Here is a 14993-nt window from a genome sequence, read left to right on the forward strand (position 1 = left end):
GTTATTTATCCTGTTGGTTAAGATAAGTCAGCATCGCATCGGCGATAGCGATATCTTCCAGCCCCAGCCCAAGGGAGCGGAAGTAAACGTGCCGTGAGTAATCGGGTTTAGCCGCGGCCTGGGTCACCAGTTCCGGCAGGTCGCCGCGTATATCCGCACTGTTCCAGCCGTGCTCCGCCTCCGCGATAATCATTTCACCGGCGGAGCCCGGCGTGGTCTGGCGATAATCGCAGTACACGTCCATCGCGTTCAGCGCAGCCGGCGGGATCTCGTGCGCGCCCGGCGCGTTGGTGCTGATGGAAGTAATCAGGCACGGCCGCGTCAGCAGTGCCGTATCGACCACCGGCGTGGCGGAAGAGGTACACAGCATCAGCACATCGGTATTCTCCAGCGCATCTTCAACACGGGTGAAGATTTTCAGCCGTCCATCCGCCATCCCCAGCTCCCGGTTGAGATCCTCCGCATTCGGTGCAGAATTTCTGCTAAGAACGCGAATTTCCTGCCAGTCGCGCAGCGCCAGCACGTGGCGCAGATGGGCAAGCCCTACCGCACCGCTGCCGATCAGCGTCAGGGTCCGCGCCTCGGCCGGGGCCAGCAAATCCACCGCCAGCGCGGTGGTGGCCGCCGTGCGCTCAACCGTCAGCAGCGTGGCATCGCACAGCAGCAGCGGCATGCCGGTTTCCGTCGACATCAGCAGCGTCCAGGCGGTAATCAGCGGTTTATCGGGCGTCACCAGATACGGGGAAATCTTCACCCCCAGCCGCTGCTGTGGCATATCCACGCCAAAATAATTAATAAAATCCCCTTTGCGATCGGGCAGCAGCACCACTTTCTGCGCGGGCTGTACCGCTTCACCGCGCGCAAGGTGAGTGAATACCCGACGCAGAGCCACCATCACATCAATATTTTTCAGCAGCGCGGCCGTCTGTTCAGCCGTCACAATCGGAATCGCCGTCGGCGTCATTTTGCTTCCTTTTTACCCACTCGGCTCGATAATCGAGAATTATTGTGAACTAAAAAGTACATGATGCACTTTTTGTTTACAATGAAAATCTGATTGCGTAAAACAGAACGGCAGAAGCGAACATCGCGCGGCATAAATCGGCTATGATTGGCGCCCGCAGAACTAAGAGGACAACACAGTGGCAAACGTAACGCTCAGCGAAAAAACGCCCTTCCCGCTGCTAAAATCAATGGCGGACGGCATCGCTGCGCTGTTCTTTCCCAGCGTTGAGGTGGTTATCCACGACGTGGCCGCAGGCAAAGTGGCGTATATCGCCAATAACCTGTCGCAGCGCAATATTGGCGATGATGCCGGGCTGGATGAGTTTGAAGGCCAGACGCTGGCCGCCGTCACCGGGCCTTACGAGAAGCTGAACTGGGACGGCAAAAAGATGCGTTCGGTGACCATCGCCACGGGAAATGAAACTGATCCCGGCTATCTGCTGTGCATTAACTTCAGCACCGCGCCCTTTGAAGAAGCGCGCAACGCCCTGGAGCTGTTTTTGTCCGTCACCCGCCTGCAGCCGCAGCCGGAAGCTCTGTTCCGCGACGACTGGCAGGAGAAAATCAACACCTTCCTGCACGACTGGATACGGCGTGAAAACACCTCGCTGAGCGCGCTGACCCGCGGACAGAAAAAGGATCTGGTGATGGATCTACATAAGGAAGGGGCGTTCCGGGCAAAAAACTCGGCGGATTACATCGCCAGCGTGCTGTCGCTGGGGCGCACCACCGTTTATAAATATCTGCGCGAACTGAAAAGCTGAAGGTTGAAGGGCTAAGTGGGTGACGGAGCAATGACCAGGCAAAGTCGCCCGCGAGTCCCTGAGGATAAATACTCGCTCCACGCGCCAGTCCGGCGGCAATGACTGCCGCCGGACTGCCTGTTTCAGGCCCGGCGGGTCTTATTCCACCGGCAAAGCCAGAAACTCGCGCGCCTTCGCGCAGGCATCTTCCGGGTCATTCGCCAGCGTTTTCGGGAACGGCATAATCTTTTTCAGTTTCGGGAACAGCGTGCTCAGGCTGGCGCGCACCTCCTCGTCGGTGGTCAGATAAACGTAGCCCGCACACCAGTCGCGCAGCTCGGTTTTATACTGTTTCATCCAGCGGGTGGACTGCTTCTCTTCTTCATGCGGCTCGCGCTCGTGTCCATGCCGCGCGGGTATCCAGACAAACACCACCCGCTGCTGCTGTAGCAGAAAGTCGGTCAGGCCGTTCAGCAGACGGTTGGTTCGGTCCGGCATACCCAGCTGCGGAAAGCGGATAAACACAATCGGCCAGTGGCTGATATCAAAAATTTCGGCATCCGGCTGTGCGCCGGTGTAAACGCTCTTGTCACTCATGTTCTGTTTCCTTTTCTTCTACGGAACGGCGCAGTAATGCCACTACGGTCAGCAGCGCCAGTGCGCCGCACAGGTAAAACAGCGGCCAGCTGATCAGCGCCACCATCTGCGCAAAAGCGATGGTGGCCAGCGTACTGACAAAGCGCCCGACGCCGTAAAACGTGGCGTAGTCGGTCGCGGGCTGTTCCCCGCGCGACCAGCCGAGAATGCGGGCGCTGAGCACAACATAAATTCCGCTGACCGCCGCGCCCATGGTGACCGCACCGGCTATCGCCAGCCACGGCAGCGCCAGCAGATAGCCTGCCGCCATTGCCGCCAGGGCGACGATCCCCAGAGCGGTAAACAGCCAGATCGCCCGCGACAAACCGAAACGGTGCATCATCGGCGCGGCGATCCCGGCGGTCATCAGCATGGTGACCGGCCCCAGCGTGCCCACCACGCCGCCGATGACGTCCATCGATACCTGCATATCGATCAGCATTAAGCGGTTGAGTGCCGACAGCGGGAAGATCACGCAGCAGGTCAGCGTCAGCAGCACCAGCCGCCTGCGCTGTAGCGAATTGCGCAGCAGTCGGCGGAAGCTGGCTTTCTGCTGCTGCGGCGCGACGGACGGCGGAGCCACCGGCGACTTTGCTCTGCTGACCAGCAGCATCGGCACAATCAGCAGCAGCAGACTGGCGGCATAGCACAGGAAGATGGTGGCCCAGCCGAAGCGCTGGAACAGGGCAACAAACGCCCCGCCGCCGATCATCGCGCCGATGGAAAGCGCCGCCAGCTTGCAGGCCGCCGCACGCGGTCGCCAGGCCGGATCGATGCGCTCCACCGCCAGCGCGTCCAGTGCAATATCCATCGTCGCCATCGCAAAGGCGACAAACAGCCCCATCGCAAACAGCAGGCGCAGATCGGCCCCCTGCATCAGCGCCACGGCGGCCACCACCAGCGCGGAAGCCAGCTGCATCGGCACAATCCACGCCAGTTCCACCGCCAGAAACGGCGGCCGCCAGCGATCGACCAGAGGAGACCACAGAAACGCCACGCCCAGCGGCAGGTACAGCGCATACAGCCAGCCTACCGCCCCCAGACTCATTCCCTGCGCCCGCATAATGGCCGGGAATCCGCCCTGGATCAGCCCCATGGTCATGCCGAAGCCGATATACAGCGCGCTGATGGCCAGCAGCACCGCCAGCTGCCCGCTACCGGTGTGTGCCCGATGCGTATTTTGCTCCATTACGCTCATCGGCCTCACCAGCGATAGTTCACGGACACGTTCACCACGCGTTCGTTACCGTAGTTACAGAAGTTGTTGGACAGGCAGGTGACATAGCTTTTATCAAACAGATTGTTGACGCTCACCCGGGTGCTTAAACCATTGAGGTTGCCAAACCGCTTGCCGAAGTCGTAGCCAATTGCCGAATCAAACACCGTATACCCCGCCGCATCCAGGCGAACGGCGCTGGCGCTGTACACATTCGGTGAATAGCCCCCCACCGTTTCCCCCACGTAGCGCCCGCCGCCGCCGACGGTCAGCCCCTGCATCAGACCGCTGCGGAAGGTGTAATCGGCCCACAGCGAAGCGGTGTAATCCGGAATGCCGATTGGCCGCTGGCCGGCATCAACCGCCAGACTTTTGGTGACTTCGGCTTTGGTATAGGTGAAGGCACCGGTCACATTGATGCTGTCGGTTACCGCCATTTTGGTTTCAAACTCCACCCCGCGCGAACGCTGTTCCCCGGTCTGATAGGAGGTGAGCGCGTTGGCGTAGGTCACCACGTTTTTCTGGGTAATATCGAACCAGGCCAGGGTAAACAGCGCATCCAGTCCGGTCGGCTGGTACTTCACGCCGACCTCACGCTGCTGCGCGGTATTGGGTTTAAAGGCGTTGCCGTTGCTGCCGGTGCCGGTCACCGGCAGGAACGAGGTGGAGTAGCTGGCATACGGCGCAATGCCGTTATCAAAGTTGTAAATCAGACCGATCTTGCCGCTGAACGCTTCATCATCCTGAACGCCGTGCGAGGCGCTGAGGTAGTTATCGGTACGGGTACGCGCGGTGTCGTAGCGCCCGCCCGCCACCAGCGTCCAGTTATCCAGCTCGATTTGATCCTGCAAATAATACCCGGCCTGGGTGATGTGCTGTTTCTGATTGGTGATCGGCGCCAGCGTCAGGTTGGTCGCCACGCCGTAAACCGGGTTGAGATAGTCAATCGACGGTGCCGCGCCGTAGTCGCGGATCTGCCGCCATGAAGATTCCTGATAGTCGAATCCGGCCACGGTGGTATGCGAGAAGCGCCCGGTATCAAACTCCGCCTGCAGTTGCAGATCGGACGTTATCCCCCGCAGCGATTCATCGGTGCCCAGCGCATAGCGGGAAATGGTATGCCCGTCGGCGGCCAGCGCGGCGGTCCCGACGCTTTTGGTCACGGTAGTCAGATCGAGGTAGCGCAGATTGTGGCGCACTGTCCAGGTGTCGTTGAAGCGGTGTTCAAACTGATAGCCCACCGCCGTTTGCGTGCGGCTGAACTCGTCGTACTCCGGGTCGCCGTCGTTAAAGTTACGTGCGATCTGCCCGGCCGGGCTGGACCACAGGCTGCCCACCGTCGGCAGAACGCCGTAATAGCCCCCTTCCGGATCGCGCTGATAGCTCATGTTGAGGGTAAAGGAGGTATCGGCATCGGGTATCCAGGTCAGCGACGGCGCAACGAACAGTCGTTCTTCTTTGGTGTTCACCACCTGAGTATTCGATTTACGACCAAGGGCAATGACCCGATACAGCAGGGAGTTATCGTCGGCCAGCGGCCCGGTGGAATCCAGCCCCAGCTGCATACGCTTGTGGCTGCCGTACAGCATCTCCACCGAGTTCTGCGCTTCGCTGGAGGGCACTTTGGAGACCGCATTAATCAATCCGCCGGGATTCACGCCACCGTACAGCGTCGATGAAGGCCCCTTGAGGAACTCAATGCGCTCAATGCCGAAGGTTTCAATCTGCGGGATCACATAGCCGCCGCCGCGCAGCAGGCGCAGACCGTCCAGATACTGGTTACCGTCGGTCGGCGATCCAAAGCCGCGGATATAGGGCAGATCGTAGCGTGATGCCGACCCGCGCACCTCCGCCGATACCCCGGCCGAATAGCGCAGTGCCTGGGTCAGGCTCTGCGCGCCCTGCACATCCACCTGATCGCGGGTGATCACGCTGACCGACTGCGGATTTTTCATCAGCGGGGTGTTGGTCTTGGTCCCGGCGGTGCTGTTGCTGGCGACGTAGCCGGTCACCGGCCCGAGCCTGCCGTTATCCGAAGCTCTGACGACCATCGTGCTGGCGTTAGCGGCCGGGTCCGGCGGCAGCCGGTAAATCTGTACGGTGCTGTCGTTGCTGAAGCGGTAGCCCAGTCCCGTACCGTTCAGCAGAGTGGTCAGCGCCTGCTCGACGCTCATCCGGCCCTGTACCGGTCGGCCCGTCACCTCAATCGCCGTATCTTCACGAAATACCACGGAAAGGCCGGCAATGCGGCCAATCTCATTGACGGCCTGGGTGACCGGTTTTGCCGGAATCGTAAAACTGAACTGTTGAACCTGAGGTTGCTGTACGGCGGCCACCGCCATACCCGTTGCGCCTGCGCCTGCCAGCAGTGCCGAGGCTAATGCATAGCCTGCGCGACGAACTTTCTTGTTGTTCATTAACGTGCCCCATATCTGATAAGACGATCGCAATTAAACGAAAATAATATTTATTATCATTTTCACTATCACTACGATCACGCATCAGCAGGCGCACCACTGAACCTGAAAAAGAAACTTTTTTATAAAAAACTCATAACCAGCTGAAAATAAGACGCTTTTATTGCGTAATAATTACCAGATAATCGGTCACCTTGCGCATACGGAAGCCGACGCTGGCCTGTAACGAATCCAGCGCTTTGTCGGTGTCGGCCAGGGAGAAACTGCCGGTCACCCGCTGATCCGCCAGCGCAGAAGAAGGCATCAGCACGCGACCCGGCCGATAGCGTTCCACCTCGCGCATCACATCGCCCAGACGCGCGCGATAGAAAATATAGCGACCGCCGTGCCACGCCATCGCATCCTGAACGTTGACGCTGGCCGGGGCTGCCACCCCCTGCGGACTAAACGCGACCTGCTGGCCGGGTTTAATCATCGTCGGCTGCGACTGCCCCTCGCTGCTGACCGCCACGCTGCCGCGCGCCAGCGTCACCACGCCGCCGCTCTCCTGCAGGCGCACGTCAAACTGCGTACCCAGAACGCGGACGCTGCCCGCAGGGGTATCCACAATAAACGGCGTTTTTGATGACACCACATCGAAATACGCACCGCCGCGCAGCAGATGAATGCGGCGCACGTCCGGGGTGAAATCGACGCTGAAGGCGCTGTCGGCATCCAGCAGCACCTTCGAGCCGTCGGCCAGCAGCACCTCGCGCCGCTCGCCTTTTGCCGCCACCCGATCGGCAGACAAATTCTGCATCCACGACGGATTTTGCAGCCACAGACCGGCCAGCATCACCAGCGTGACGCACAGCGCAGCGGCAGAACCCGCGCGGCGACGCGTCGCCTTTCGCGCACGGTTTTTATCCATCGCCGCCAGATAGCCGGACAGCACGTCGGCCTCTTTTTCCGCCAGCTGCTGGCCCGGTGCGGCGGTGTCCTGCCAGACGGACTCAATCGCCAGCCAGGCTTCTTCGTGCGCCGGATGCGCCCGCCGCCACATATCGCAGGCGGCCAGCTGACGGCGCGACGGGCCGTCTTGCATCGCCAGAAACCAGCGACGCGCTTCGGCACGCACTGCGGCGTCGTTTGATTCAGGTTTAATCGACATTGTTCACTCCTGTCGCGGATGGACCTTCACAAGCGGCAACCGCGCGTGCCATATGCTTTGCCACCGCGCGCGATGATATCCCCATCACCCCGGCGATCTCAGAAAAACTGCGTCCGTGTACCCGGTTTAGCAGAAAAATATGGCGTGTTTTTTCCGGCAGCGAGGCCAGCACCTTATCGATATGGCGGATGTTCTGTTCGGCGGCCAGGATCTCGTGCGGCGACAGCGGCGGCTCGGAAAACGGCTCCGGCAGCTCGCCCTGCAAATACGCTTCGCGGGTTTTCTCAGCGCGCAGATGATCGATGGCGGCGTTGCGCGCGCAGCGGCTCAGATAGGCAGCGGAATCGCCTTTCCACTCGACGGCCTTTTCCCACAGCCGCAGAAAAATATCCTGCACCAGATCGCTGGCGGTGCTGCGGCAGCCCACTTTGCGGTCTATCTGGCGCTCCAGACGTTTACGTTCGGAAAGATACAGCGCTGCGAGATCCTTGCCTTTATCGGCCATAAGATCGAGTCCCGGAAGGTAAAGAAAAATACTGAAATACACAACGATCCTGTGCCATCAGTCTGCGCTGCTGGTCAGTTGGTCGGGGATTATTACGCAGGTTTTAGGATATTTCTAGTGCGGGGTTGAAAAGATCCTGCGATAAAACATCCACATAAACGAAGTTGGTTTATCGATTATCAGGGCAGCCGGACTTTTCATTCCCTGCCCAAAGCAACGATGTTTCGCGATAACTCTTTTATCAGCAAACTCATGCCGTTTTGCCAATCGATGCAGAAGCCTTGAGGGTAACTCAGCCCGGTGGGATGGGAATGATAATAAAAAGTACCGCATCGTTACTACCAGCCATAACTGCGCTTTTATTCAGATTTGATGTCAATACGTGCACTGGACGAAACGGATGATTCATTTATTAACCAAACGGCTTGATTAATTGTCGGCCCTGAGAAAATCCCTTTATTTAATCAATCTGTAATATTATTTATCAAACAATATTCAAACTTAGTAAAAACGTCACCAACCAATTAGAAATATCATTTCAACACCCATTATCTGACTGAAAAATAATATTAAATTTACGATCTGCGTCGCGTAATCCTCGTTGCCTTTAATCCTTTTCAGGTGTAGATTCCTGCCGTAAACCCCATCGAAATGATGGTTAAAAATAATACGCCATCTGAGCGTAGACGATCTTGCGTTAATACACCGACTTTAATTAGCGCGATTTATCATTATCAGACTCTTCTTTTTATAAAAGACAAAAAGTCCAACTCCAACCAGGGTATTTATTATGGCAAAGATAACAGCAGCAATTTTACTCACCGTTATTCCCCTGCTCTCCACCGGCTGTATTTCACTTAGCCCAAGCGAGAAACCGTCTGCTACGCCGCCGCAGCTCAAGCAGACCGGTAAAACACAGTTATGGAACGATGCTTCGCTGTTCGGCAAAGTGCCTGCAACGCTACAGCACGAAGGCGATGTGAAATGTGCGGCCCAGCATAAAGGCGCGGCGATTGGCTATCATCCGCATGCGAAAAAAGCGGACGGCAGTTATTTCCAGGGCAATGCCTATCTTTGCTCGATTATTTAACGCAGTCAGTAACACAATTCCGGAAGAGATAAATCATTCTCTTCCGGCCTTTATTATTCAACATCGCAGTTTTATCGCACGCGGTTAATTATCGTGCGGAAGAATTCGGCAAAGGCTAAAACGACAGCTCGCGTATCAATACCGCATGTACCCGTTGCCACAGTTTGACCGCCAGGCTTTGTGACTCCCCCTTCAGCGATACCGTGCCGCTCAGTACCTGCTGTGGTGCCGGGCTGTCGGCAGGCAGTTTCAGGACCACGCGATACACCGCCTGTTCCGGCATCAGCCTGCGCTGCGCGTCGCTCAGCGTCGCCACCGGACCGCCGTAGACCGAAGCCAGTTCCGCCAGCGGCTTCATATCCGCCAGCGCCGCATGTTCTATATCCACCACGGTAATCTCACTGGCGGCGCGGGAGGCATCGCGTGGATAGAAGGTGCCGCTGTCGCCCACCTTCAGCCGCCGCCAGTCCTGTTCTGACACCAGCGCTTCCACCACGCCGCCCTGAGGACCGATCAGCGTACCGAGCCATTCTCCCGCAGGCAGCCATTCGCCCGGCGTGAGTGGCAGCATCTGATCCACCATCACCCCCTCGGCCGGGGCGCGCACGGTCAGCGCCTGCTGCTGCTGTTCCAGTACCTGGAGCCGCTGATTTGCGGCCTCACGCTCCTGCCGCACACGCTGATGGTTCTGCGCTGCACGGCGATTCATTAGCTGATACTGCTGCTGCCAGTTGAGGGTGGCCACCTGCTTTTCCAGCTGCTGGCGCTGGTGCGACTCACCGTCGGCCTGCAGGATAAACAGCGGCTCCCCGATCTTCACCTGCTGTCCGGGTTTCACCAGGATCTCCCCAACCCGTCCGGCCAGCGGCATGTAAAAGCTGTGCTGCTCGGCGGCACGCAGCAGCGCCGGAGCGGTAACGGTGCGCTGCCACGGCACGATCAGCGCCAGCAGAGCCAGCGTAACCCCCGCCAGGGTCATCCTAAGATGACGATTCATTCGATAATCCTTACGTCGTTTGGTCCATTCACGCAGCTCCTGCCAGATCGGCAACAGGATAAACCAGCCAATTTCCACCGCGAACAGCGCCATGCCCAGCAGCTTAAACGCCATGTGATAAACCAGCAGTGCAATCCCGGTAAACAGAAACAGGCGATACACCCAGGTGGCGAAGGCGTAGCTCAGCAGCGTGCGCCGCAGCCAGTCCGGCCACTGTTCGGGCGGGGCATCGCCAAGCCCGAACAGCCATTCGCGCAGCCGCCAGCGGGCCAGCGCAAAGCCGCGCGCCTGCAAATTCGGTACGCCCAGTACGTCGGAAAGCAGGAAGTAGCCGTCAAAGCGCATCAGCGGGCTGAGGTTGATCAGCAGGGTCATTATCCAGGTGGTGGTCGCCAGCATAAACGCCGCGCTGCGCCACATGCCGTCCGGCAGGAAGCTCCACGCCAGCGTCGCCCAGGCCGCCAGCGCCAGCTCCACCAGCATGCCGGAAGCCCCTATCGCCAGCCGCTGGCGGCGCTTCGGCAGCTTCCACGACGCCGAAGTATCGGTGTACAGCACCGGCATCAGCACCAGCAGCGCCACCCCCAGCGTAGAGACGCGCGCGCCGTAGCGGGTGCAGGTAAAGGCATGCCCCAGCTCGTGCAGGCACTTGGTCACCACCAGCGTCCCCCCGGCCAGCAGCGCCCCCTCCAGGGTGAAGAAGTGCAGGAAGGTATGCAGAAAGGTCTGCCACTGGCGGCTGGCGAACAGCAGCCCGCAGGCCCCGGCGGCCAGAGTCGCCAGCCAGAACGGTCGCCGATAGAACAGCTCAACGTGCGGCAGCAGCCGTTGCAGCATACGGTGCGGATGCAGCAGCGGAATGCGCATAAACAGATAGTTATGCAGCAGCCAGCGCCACCAGACGCTGCGGCTCTGCTGCTGCTGATTGAGGAACTGCTTCAGCGCGGCTTCGCCCTCGGGCCGGGTCAGCGAATGAAACTGCAGGAAGCGGCTGAAGTTTTCCACGTCCTCGTCGCCGATCTCCAGCGGCAGCCGCTGATTCACTTCGGCAATCAGCCTCTGACGATCGCCCAGCGACCAGCGCGACAGCAGCGCCATCTCCAGCCAGCCGAGGCGGAAAAAGCGCCCGCGCTGCGGATCTTCCAGCGTCCAACTGGGGGAACCGTCCCAGTTCGCCGGGCCGCGATGCAGAATTAACTCTTCACGCAGCGGCGGTAACGGTGCTGAATTCGCGGCAGAACGTGCCGCCGCAGCCCCGCCGGAATGCAGCAGCGCCTCAACGCCGGAAGCCGTCACGCCCCGGGCAGCCAGAGCGGCCTCAGAAACCGGGTGGGAACCCGGCGCAGTGCCATTTACAGAAGCCCCCACGGTTATACTCCCAGCCAGACGCGCATTGCCGACCACGGCTTACGCAGCAGCCAGGCAATCAGTACCGTGCGTTCGCCGTAGATTTTCGCACTGCCCTTCAGCCCAACGCGCAGCAGCGGGTCCGGTTGGCTGAATCCGGCGCGCAGCCGGTAGGCCATAATATTTTCAGCCGTCAGCGCCGCCCGGTAGCCGGTCTGCTGTAGCGTTGCGGCCACCGATTTATCCGGCGCAACGTTGAGGAACAGCCGCACGTCGGCACCCGGTGCCAGCGCGATGGCGTCGGCGGCGGGCAGCTGGATCTCCAGTTCGCTGTCCGCCGGATCGGCCACCAGCATAATTTTCTCACCGACCGCCACCGGACGGCCGGTAAGATCGCTGACATCATCAAAAATCGCCACGCCGTCGCGCGGGGCGACCAGCTCGGTACGCGCCAGCTGCGCCTGCAGGAAGGCCATTTCAGTGCGCCCCTGCTCCCGGCGGCTGGCCAGCACTGCCAGCTGTGCTTTAGCATCGGTATCGCTCAGTGCCTGCTGCTGCGCCTGGCGGTATTCACCGTCGCTGGCGGCAAACTGCTGTCTGGCGCTTTCCAGCTGATTTTGCAATTCGCGGGAGTCCAGCCGCACCAGCGCCTGGCCCTGCTTCACGGCCTGATTGGGCCGCACCAGGATCTCATCAATCACCCCGGCCAGCGGCGCACGCAGCAGCGCCGGGCGATGCGCCACCACCTCTGCCGGTGCAATCACCGACTGGCGCACCGGGATTAGCATTAGCGCCAGCAGCACGGCGCAGGCGGCAATCACTTTACCGCGCTTCGGCTTCTGCCGCTTAGCGCCGCGCCGGTTATTCAGGCCGAACCAGGCGTGACCAAAGGCACCGCCCAGCTCTTTCAGCAACAGCAGGTCGCCGTCCTGCCACGGCGTTTCACGCAGCAGCAGCAGCGCCAGTGCGGTTTCGCCCTGCGCGGCAGGCAGCGGCAGCCACAGCCCGTACGCGGGCAGGTACTCCTGCCACACCGCACGGTCGGCGGGGTCCAGCACGCTGGCATCCAGCCGTGACGGCTGACCGTAACTCTGCTGCCAGCGTGAACACAGCCGGGCCATCTCCTGGCTGAACGGCGCGTGGCCGTCCGGCGCAGCGATGCCGGAAACGGCACGCAGCCTGCCGCTGGCACCGTCCCACAGCAGCGCCTGGCGGTAGGGCGTCAACCGATGAGTTTCATTGACCATAAAGAAGGCCAGTTCGTCACTGCTGGCCAGCTCACGCACCCGTCCCTGCAGGCGCAGCAGCTCGCTCAGCGCCCGCAGATGTCCTTCCGCTGCCGCAGCGGGGTTCATCTCACTCATTGCGCCGCCGTGTCGGAGGTGGCAGGCAGGCTGAACTGCGCCGCGCCGCTCATGCCGGGCAGCAGCAGGCCGTCGCCCTTCTCTTCAATACGGCCAAACACCTTCACCGACTGGCTGACCGGATCAACCGCCGAGGAGAGGCGGACAATTTTCGCCGGATAGCTTTCCCCGGTTTCATCCAGCGCCACGGTAAACGGCGTGCCGGCTTTCAGCCAGCGCAGCCAGCGCGACGGCACAATCATTTCCAGCTCAAAGGCGCTGTCGTCGTAAAGCGTCAGCAGCGGCTTGCCTTCCGGCACCGTTTCCCAGTTGCGCACCAGCGTTTCGGTCACGCGGCCGGAGAACGGCGCTTTCAGCACGCAGCGGTCAAGCATCGCCCGGTTTACGCCGCTTTCCGCCTGCGCCATGCTCACCGCCGAACGCGCCTGCTCAACGTCCGAGACGCTAATTGAGTTCAGGCGATCCAGCCGGTTCGCCACCGCCAGCTTTTTCCGCGCCGCCTGTTCGTTGGCGCTGGCATAGTTCAGCTTCTCTTTCAGCATGGTGCAGTCGAAGCTCAGCAGGGTGGCACCCTGCTTCACCCGATCGCCCTCTTTCACCGTCAGCGTATTGATCCGCGCCGCAATGCCGCTGGAAAGCGTGGTCTGCTGTACCGCGCTGAGCTGGACGCGCACCGGCTCCGGCGGCGCGTCCTCCGCCAGCGCGCGGTCGGCACACACCATCATCAGCGCCAGCAGCAGCGGATACGCCCGTTTTTTGCTCATCACTGCGCACCGCCGGACAGGGAGCTGTAGCTGTCCCACATGTTGCCTGAGCTCACCGCATACGGCTGGCTGCTCACAGCCTGCTGTGCAGGCGTCGGGGCCGGTGCCGGACGGCTGGCGGCCAGCAGCGCGGCAGAAGGCGCGGCGGTGGTCACGTTACCGGTCGGTGCGCCCAGCGCAGGCACAGCAATCGCGCCGTTTTCAATCTGCTTGCTGGTGCTGTTGATGCTGCTGCTCAGCGCGGCCAGGCTGGTGTCGTTAACGCGGTCCGGCAGAATATCCAGACCGGCGGCCTGCCAGATGCTGCCCACCGCGTTCTGCATCACCGCAAAGCTGCGGTCGCGGGCGCGGGTAGTCAGAATGGTTTCGGTGCTGACGCGGATCTGCTCCATCTGGGTGGCGGCCTGGTTGCGGTAGCTAAGATCGGTCTGCTGATAGATACCCTGCTGCACGCGGGCCAGTTCCTGATAGCGGTTAAACATCTGCACGCTGCTCAGGTACTCCTGCCAGGAGACGTTGACCTGGGCCATGACCGCCATGCGCATCGCCTGGCGACGGGCTTCCGCCACCTGTTCGGCCGACTCGCCCGCACGCTTCACCGACGACCACGCCAGCACGTTCAGCAGGTTGCCGCTGACCTGCACCCCGGCAGAGGCCCAGCCGTGGTTCACCAGGTAGCTGTTGCTGTCGCCGTTCACCCCGGCAAACAGCGTCGCACCTGGCATCAGGCGCAGCAGCGAGCGGCGGGTTTCCAGCACCGCGTTGCGCGCTTCGTAGCTCTCCTCGCGGATTTCCGGGCGGCGCACCATGGAAATATTTTCCAGATCGCCCAGCGTGTAGCTCATCTTCGGTGCGACCATGCTGCTTTCAGCAGGCACCACCAGACTGAAGTCGCTGGCCGGCGGCAGGTTCATCAGTGATGACAGGCGGGCTTTCGCCAGCGCCAGATCGCTGTCCACCACTTCCAGCTGGCGCACCATTTCCAGCATATTTTTCTGGAAGCGCAGGGATTCTACCGGCGGCAGCAGGCGCTCAAGTTCGGTGGCGCGGGCGTACTCCAGCGAGCGTTTCGCCTCGCCCAGCGCACGGGTCACTTCCGGCTTCAGGCGCTGTGCGGTGGCCGCTTCCCACCAGGCGGTACGCACCTGACGGGTAATATCCGCCACGACTTTGCGGCGGCGCTCCTCGGCGGCGAGGGTTTTATTCGCCTGCATATGGGCGTTCATATAGCTGATACCAAAGTCCAGCACGTTCCAGCTCATGGTCAGATCGGCGGTGCGGGTGGTCTGATCCTGGCTGGTGGACGATTCCAGCGACTGCTGGCCGGTGGTCACCGACTGGCTGCTGGAACCGGCTACGTTGTCGCGGGTTTGCAGCCCGGCACGGGCGGCCAGCTTCGGCAGCATATCCAGGCTGGCCACGCTGCGCAGGTCATCCTGCATCGCCTGCTCCATCAGCGCCACGCGCTGCTGCAGGTTGTACTTCAGTGCGCGGGCAATAGCTTCATCCAGCGTAATGTTGCCGCGCACCGGTTCCTGATCGCTGAACATCTGGGTGCGGTCGGTCATCGCCTGAGTCACCTGCTCGGCGGGGGTCATTGCCTCGGGGGTGACGGCGCATCCGGCCAGCAGAGAGCAGGCCAGCGCGACGGCCAGGCTTAAACGACGCGGCGCGCTGAACGCCGCCTGTACTGGTGCAGAAACAGAGGTAAAGTGAGTCACTGAAAGCGTTCCCATCGTATTGAAATTATTCATTTATA

At 60.7% G+C, this 14993-nt stretch carries 12 protein-coding genes; 2 read left to right on the forward strand and 10 right to left on the reverse strand.

Translation table 11 applies throughout. From position 1 onward, the window contains the following. Position 1 precedes the first annotated feature (1 nt). Positions 2 to 964 carry an ornithine cyclodeaminase family protein gene (locus tag JOE09_RS03820; RefSeq protein WP_205064847.1) on the reverse strand — a complete coding sequence of 321 codons (963 nt, stop codon included), beginning with the start codon at positions 962 to 964 and terminating at the stop codon, positions 2 to 4. A 229-nt stretch (positions 965 to 1193) separates the two neighbouring features. On the opposite strand from JOE09_RS03820, the gene JOE09_RS03825 reads away from it, so the two are divergent. After that, the gene (locus JOE09_RS03825) at positions 1194 to 1769 is read left to right on the forward strand and encodes a helix-turn-helix transcriptional regulator (RefSeq protein WP_200544802.1); all 576 of its coding nucleotides are present in this window, start codon (positions 1194 to 1196) and stop codon (positions 1767 to 1769) included. A 138-nt stretch (positions 1770 to 1907) separates the two neighbouring features. Here JOE09_RS03825 and JOE09_RS03830 read toward each other — a convergent pair whose 3' ends face one another. From JOE09_RS03830 to JOE09_RS03850, 5 genes are all read right to left on the reverse strand, one after another. Further along, entirely contained in the window at positions 1908 to 2345 is a 438-nt protein-coding gene (locus tag JOE09_RS03830; RefSeq protein ID WP_205064848.1) for a hypothetical protein, read from the reverse strand. Then, on the reverse strand, positions 2338 to 3582 hold the full coding sequence (locus tag JOE09_RS03835; protein WP_205064849.1) for an MFS transporter: 1245 nt from the start codon (positions 3580 to 3582) through the stop codon (positions 2338 to 2340). Before JOE09_RS03835 ends, JOE09_RS03830 begins: the two co-directional genes overlap by 8 nt. 5 nt (positions 3583 to 3587) lie before the next feature. Then, positions 3588 to 6017, reverse strand: a complete 2430-nt coding sequence (locus JOE09_RS03840) for a TonB-dependent siderophore receptor (protein WP_205064850.1) — start codon at positions 6015 to 6017, stop codon at positions 3588 to 3590. 160 nt (positions 6018 to 6177) lie between these two features. Next, the gene (locus JOE09_RS03845) at positions 6178 to 7167 is read right to left on the reverse strand and encodes a FecR family protein (RefSeq protein WP_205064851.1); all 990 of its coding nucleotides are present in this window, start codon (positions 7165 to 7167) and stop codon (positions 6178 to 6180) included. Beyond that, positions 7157 to 7672 (reverse strand): RNA polymerase sigma factor, encoded by a 516-nt coding sequence (locus tag JOE09_RS03850; protein WP_205064852.1) that lies wholly within the window; start codon positions 7670 to 7672, stop codon positions 7157 to 7159. The genes JOE09_RS03845 and JOE09_RS03850 overlap by 11 nt, the downstream gene beginning before the upstream one ends. Positions 7673 to 8462: 790 nt before the next feature. Between JOE09_RS03850 and JOE09_RS03855 the strand changes: the two genes are divergently transcribed. Next, entirely contained in the window at positions 8463 to 8762 is a 300-nt protein-coding gene (locus JOE09_RS03855) for a hypothetical protein (protein ID WP_205064853.1), read from the forward strand. Between the two features lie 115 nt (positions 8763 to 8877). On the opposite strand, the gene JOE09_RS03860 is transcribed toward JOE09_RS03855, so the two are convergent. The 4 genes from JOE09_RS03860 to JOE09_RS03875 form a co-directional block, all read right to left on the reverse strand. Then, positions 8878 to 11031 (reverse strand): HlyD family efflux transporter periplasmic adaptor subunit, encoded by a 2154-nt coding sequence (locus JOE09_RS03860; protein WP_420830614.1) that lies wholly within the window; start codon positions 11029 to 11031, stop codon positions 8878 to 8880. Between the two features lie 98 nt (positions 11032 to 11129). After that, positions 11130 to 12470 carry an efflux RND transporter periplasmic adaptor subunit gene (locus JOE09_RS03865; RefSeq protein WP_205064854.1) on the reverse strand — a complete coding sequence of 447 codons (1341 nt, stop codon included), beginning with the start codon at positions 12468 to 12470 and terminating at the stop codon, positions 11130 to 11132. After that, positions 12467 to 13195: an efflux RND transporter periplasmic adaptor subunit gene (locus JOE09_RS03870; protein WP_234472018.1), complete on the reverse strand. Its 729-nt coding sequence runs from the start codon at positions 13193 to 13195 to the stop codon at positions 12467 to 12469. Before JOE09_RS03870 ends, JOE09_RS03865 begins: the two co-directional genes overlap by 4 nt. Before the next feature lie 38 nt (positions 13196 to 13233). Continuing rightward, a complete protein-coding gene (locus JOE09_RS03875; protein WP_205064855.1) occupies positions 13234 to 14988 on the reverse strand; it encodes a TolC family protein in 1755 nt (584 codons plus the stop codon). Positions 14989 to 14993 lie beyond the last annotated feature (5 nt).

Origin of the sequence: Pantoea coffeiphila, from assembly GCF_016909495.1 — a bacterium.
GTDB lineage: Bacteria > Pseudomonadota > Gammaproteobacteria > Enterobacterales > Enterobacteriaceae > Erwinia > Erwinia coffeiphila.

What these genes read in the sequence shown, in the direction of transcription:
- JOE09_RS03820 (WP_205064847.1), bottom strand. Translation starts at nt 964, where the DNA reads ATGACGCCGACGGCGATTCCGATTGTGACGGCTGAACAGACGGCCGCG.
- JOE09_RS03825 (WP_200544802.1), top strand. Translation starts at nt 1,194, where the DNA reads ATGGCGGACGGCATCGCTGCGCTGTTCTTTCCCAGCGTTGAGGTGGTT.
- JOE09_RS03830 (WP_205064848.1), bottom strand. Translation starts at nt 2,345, where the DNA reads ATGAGTGACAAGAGCGTTTACACCGGCGCACAGCCGGATGCCGAAATT.
- JOE09_RS03835 (WP_205064849.1), bottom strand. Translation starts at nt 3,582, where the DNA reads ATGAGCGTAATGGAGCAAAATACGCATCGGGCACACACCGGTAGCGGG.
- JOE09_RS03840 (WP_205064850.1), bottom strand. Translation starts at nt 6,017, where the DNA reads ATGAACAACAAGAAAGTTCGTCGCGCAGGCTATGCATTAGCCTCGGCA.
- JOE09_RS03845 (WP_205064851.1), bottom strand. Translation starts at nt 7,167, where the DNA reads ATGTCGATTAAACCTGAATCAAACGACGCCGCAGTGCGTGCCGAAGCG.
- JOE09_RS03850 (WP_205064852.1), bottom strand. Translation starts at nt 7,672, where the DNA reads ATGGCCGATAAAGGCAAGGATCTCGCAGCGCTGTATCTTTCCGAACGT.
- JOE09_RS03855 (WP_205064853.1), top strand. Translation starts at nt 8,463, where the DNA reads ATGGCAAAGATAACAGCAGCAATTTTACTCACCGTTATTCCCCTGCTC.
- JOE09_RS03865 (WP_205064854.1), bottom strand. Translation starts at nt 12,470, where the DNA reads ATGAGTGAGATGAACCCCGCTGCGGCAGCGGAAGGACATCTGCGGGCG.
- JOE09_RS03870 (WP_234472018.1), bottom strand. Translation starts at nt 13,195, where the DNA reads ATGATGGTGTGTGCCGACCGCGCGCTGGCGGAGGACGCGCCGCCGGAG.
- JOE09_RS03875 (WP_205064855.1), bottom strand. Translation starts at nt 14,988, where the DNA reads ATGAATAATTTCAATACGATGGGAACGCTTTCAGTGACTCACTTTACC.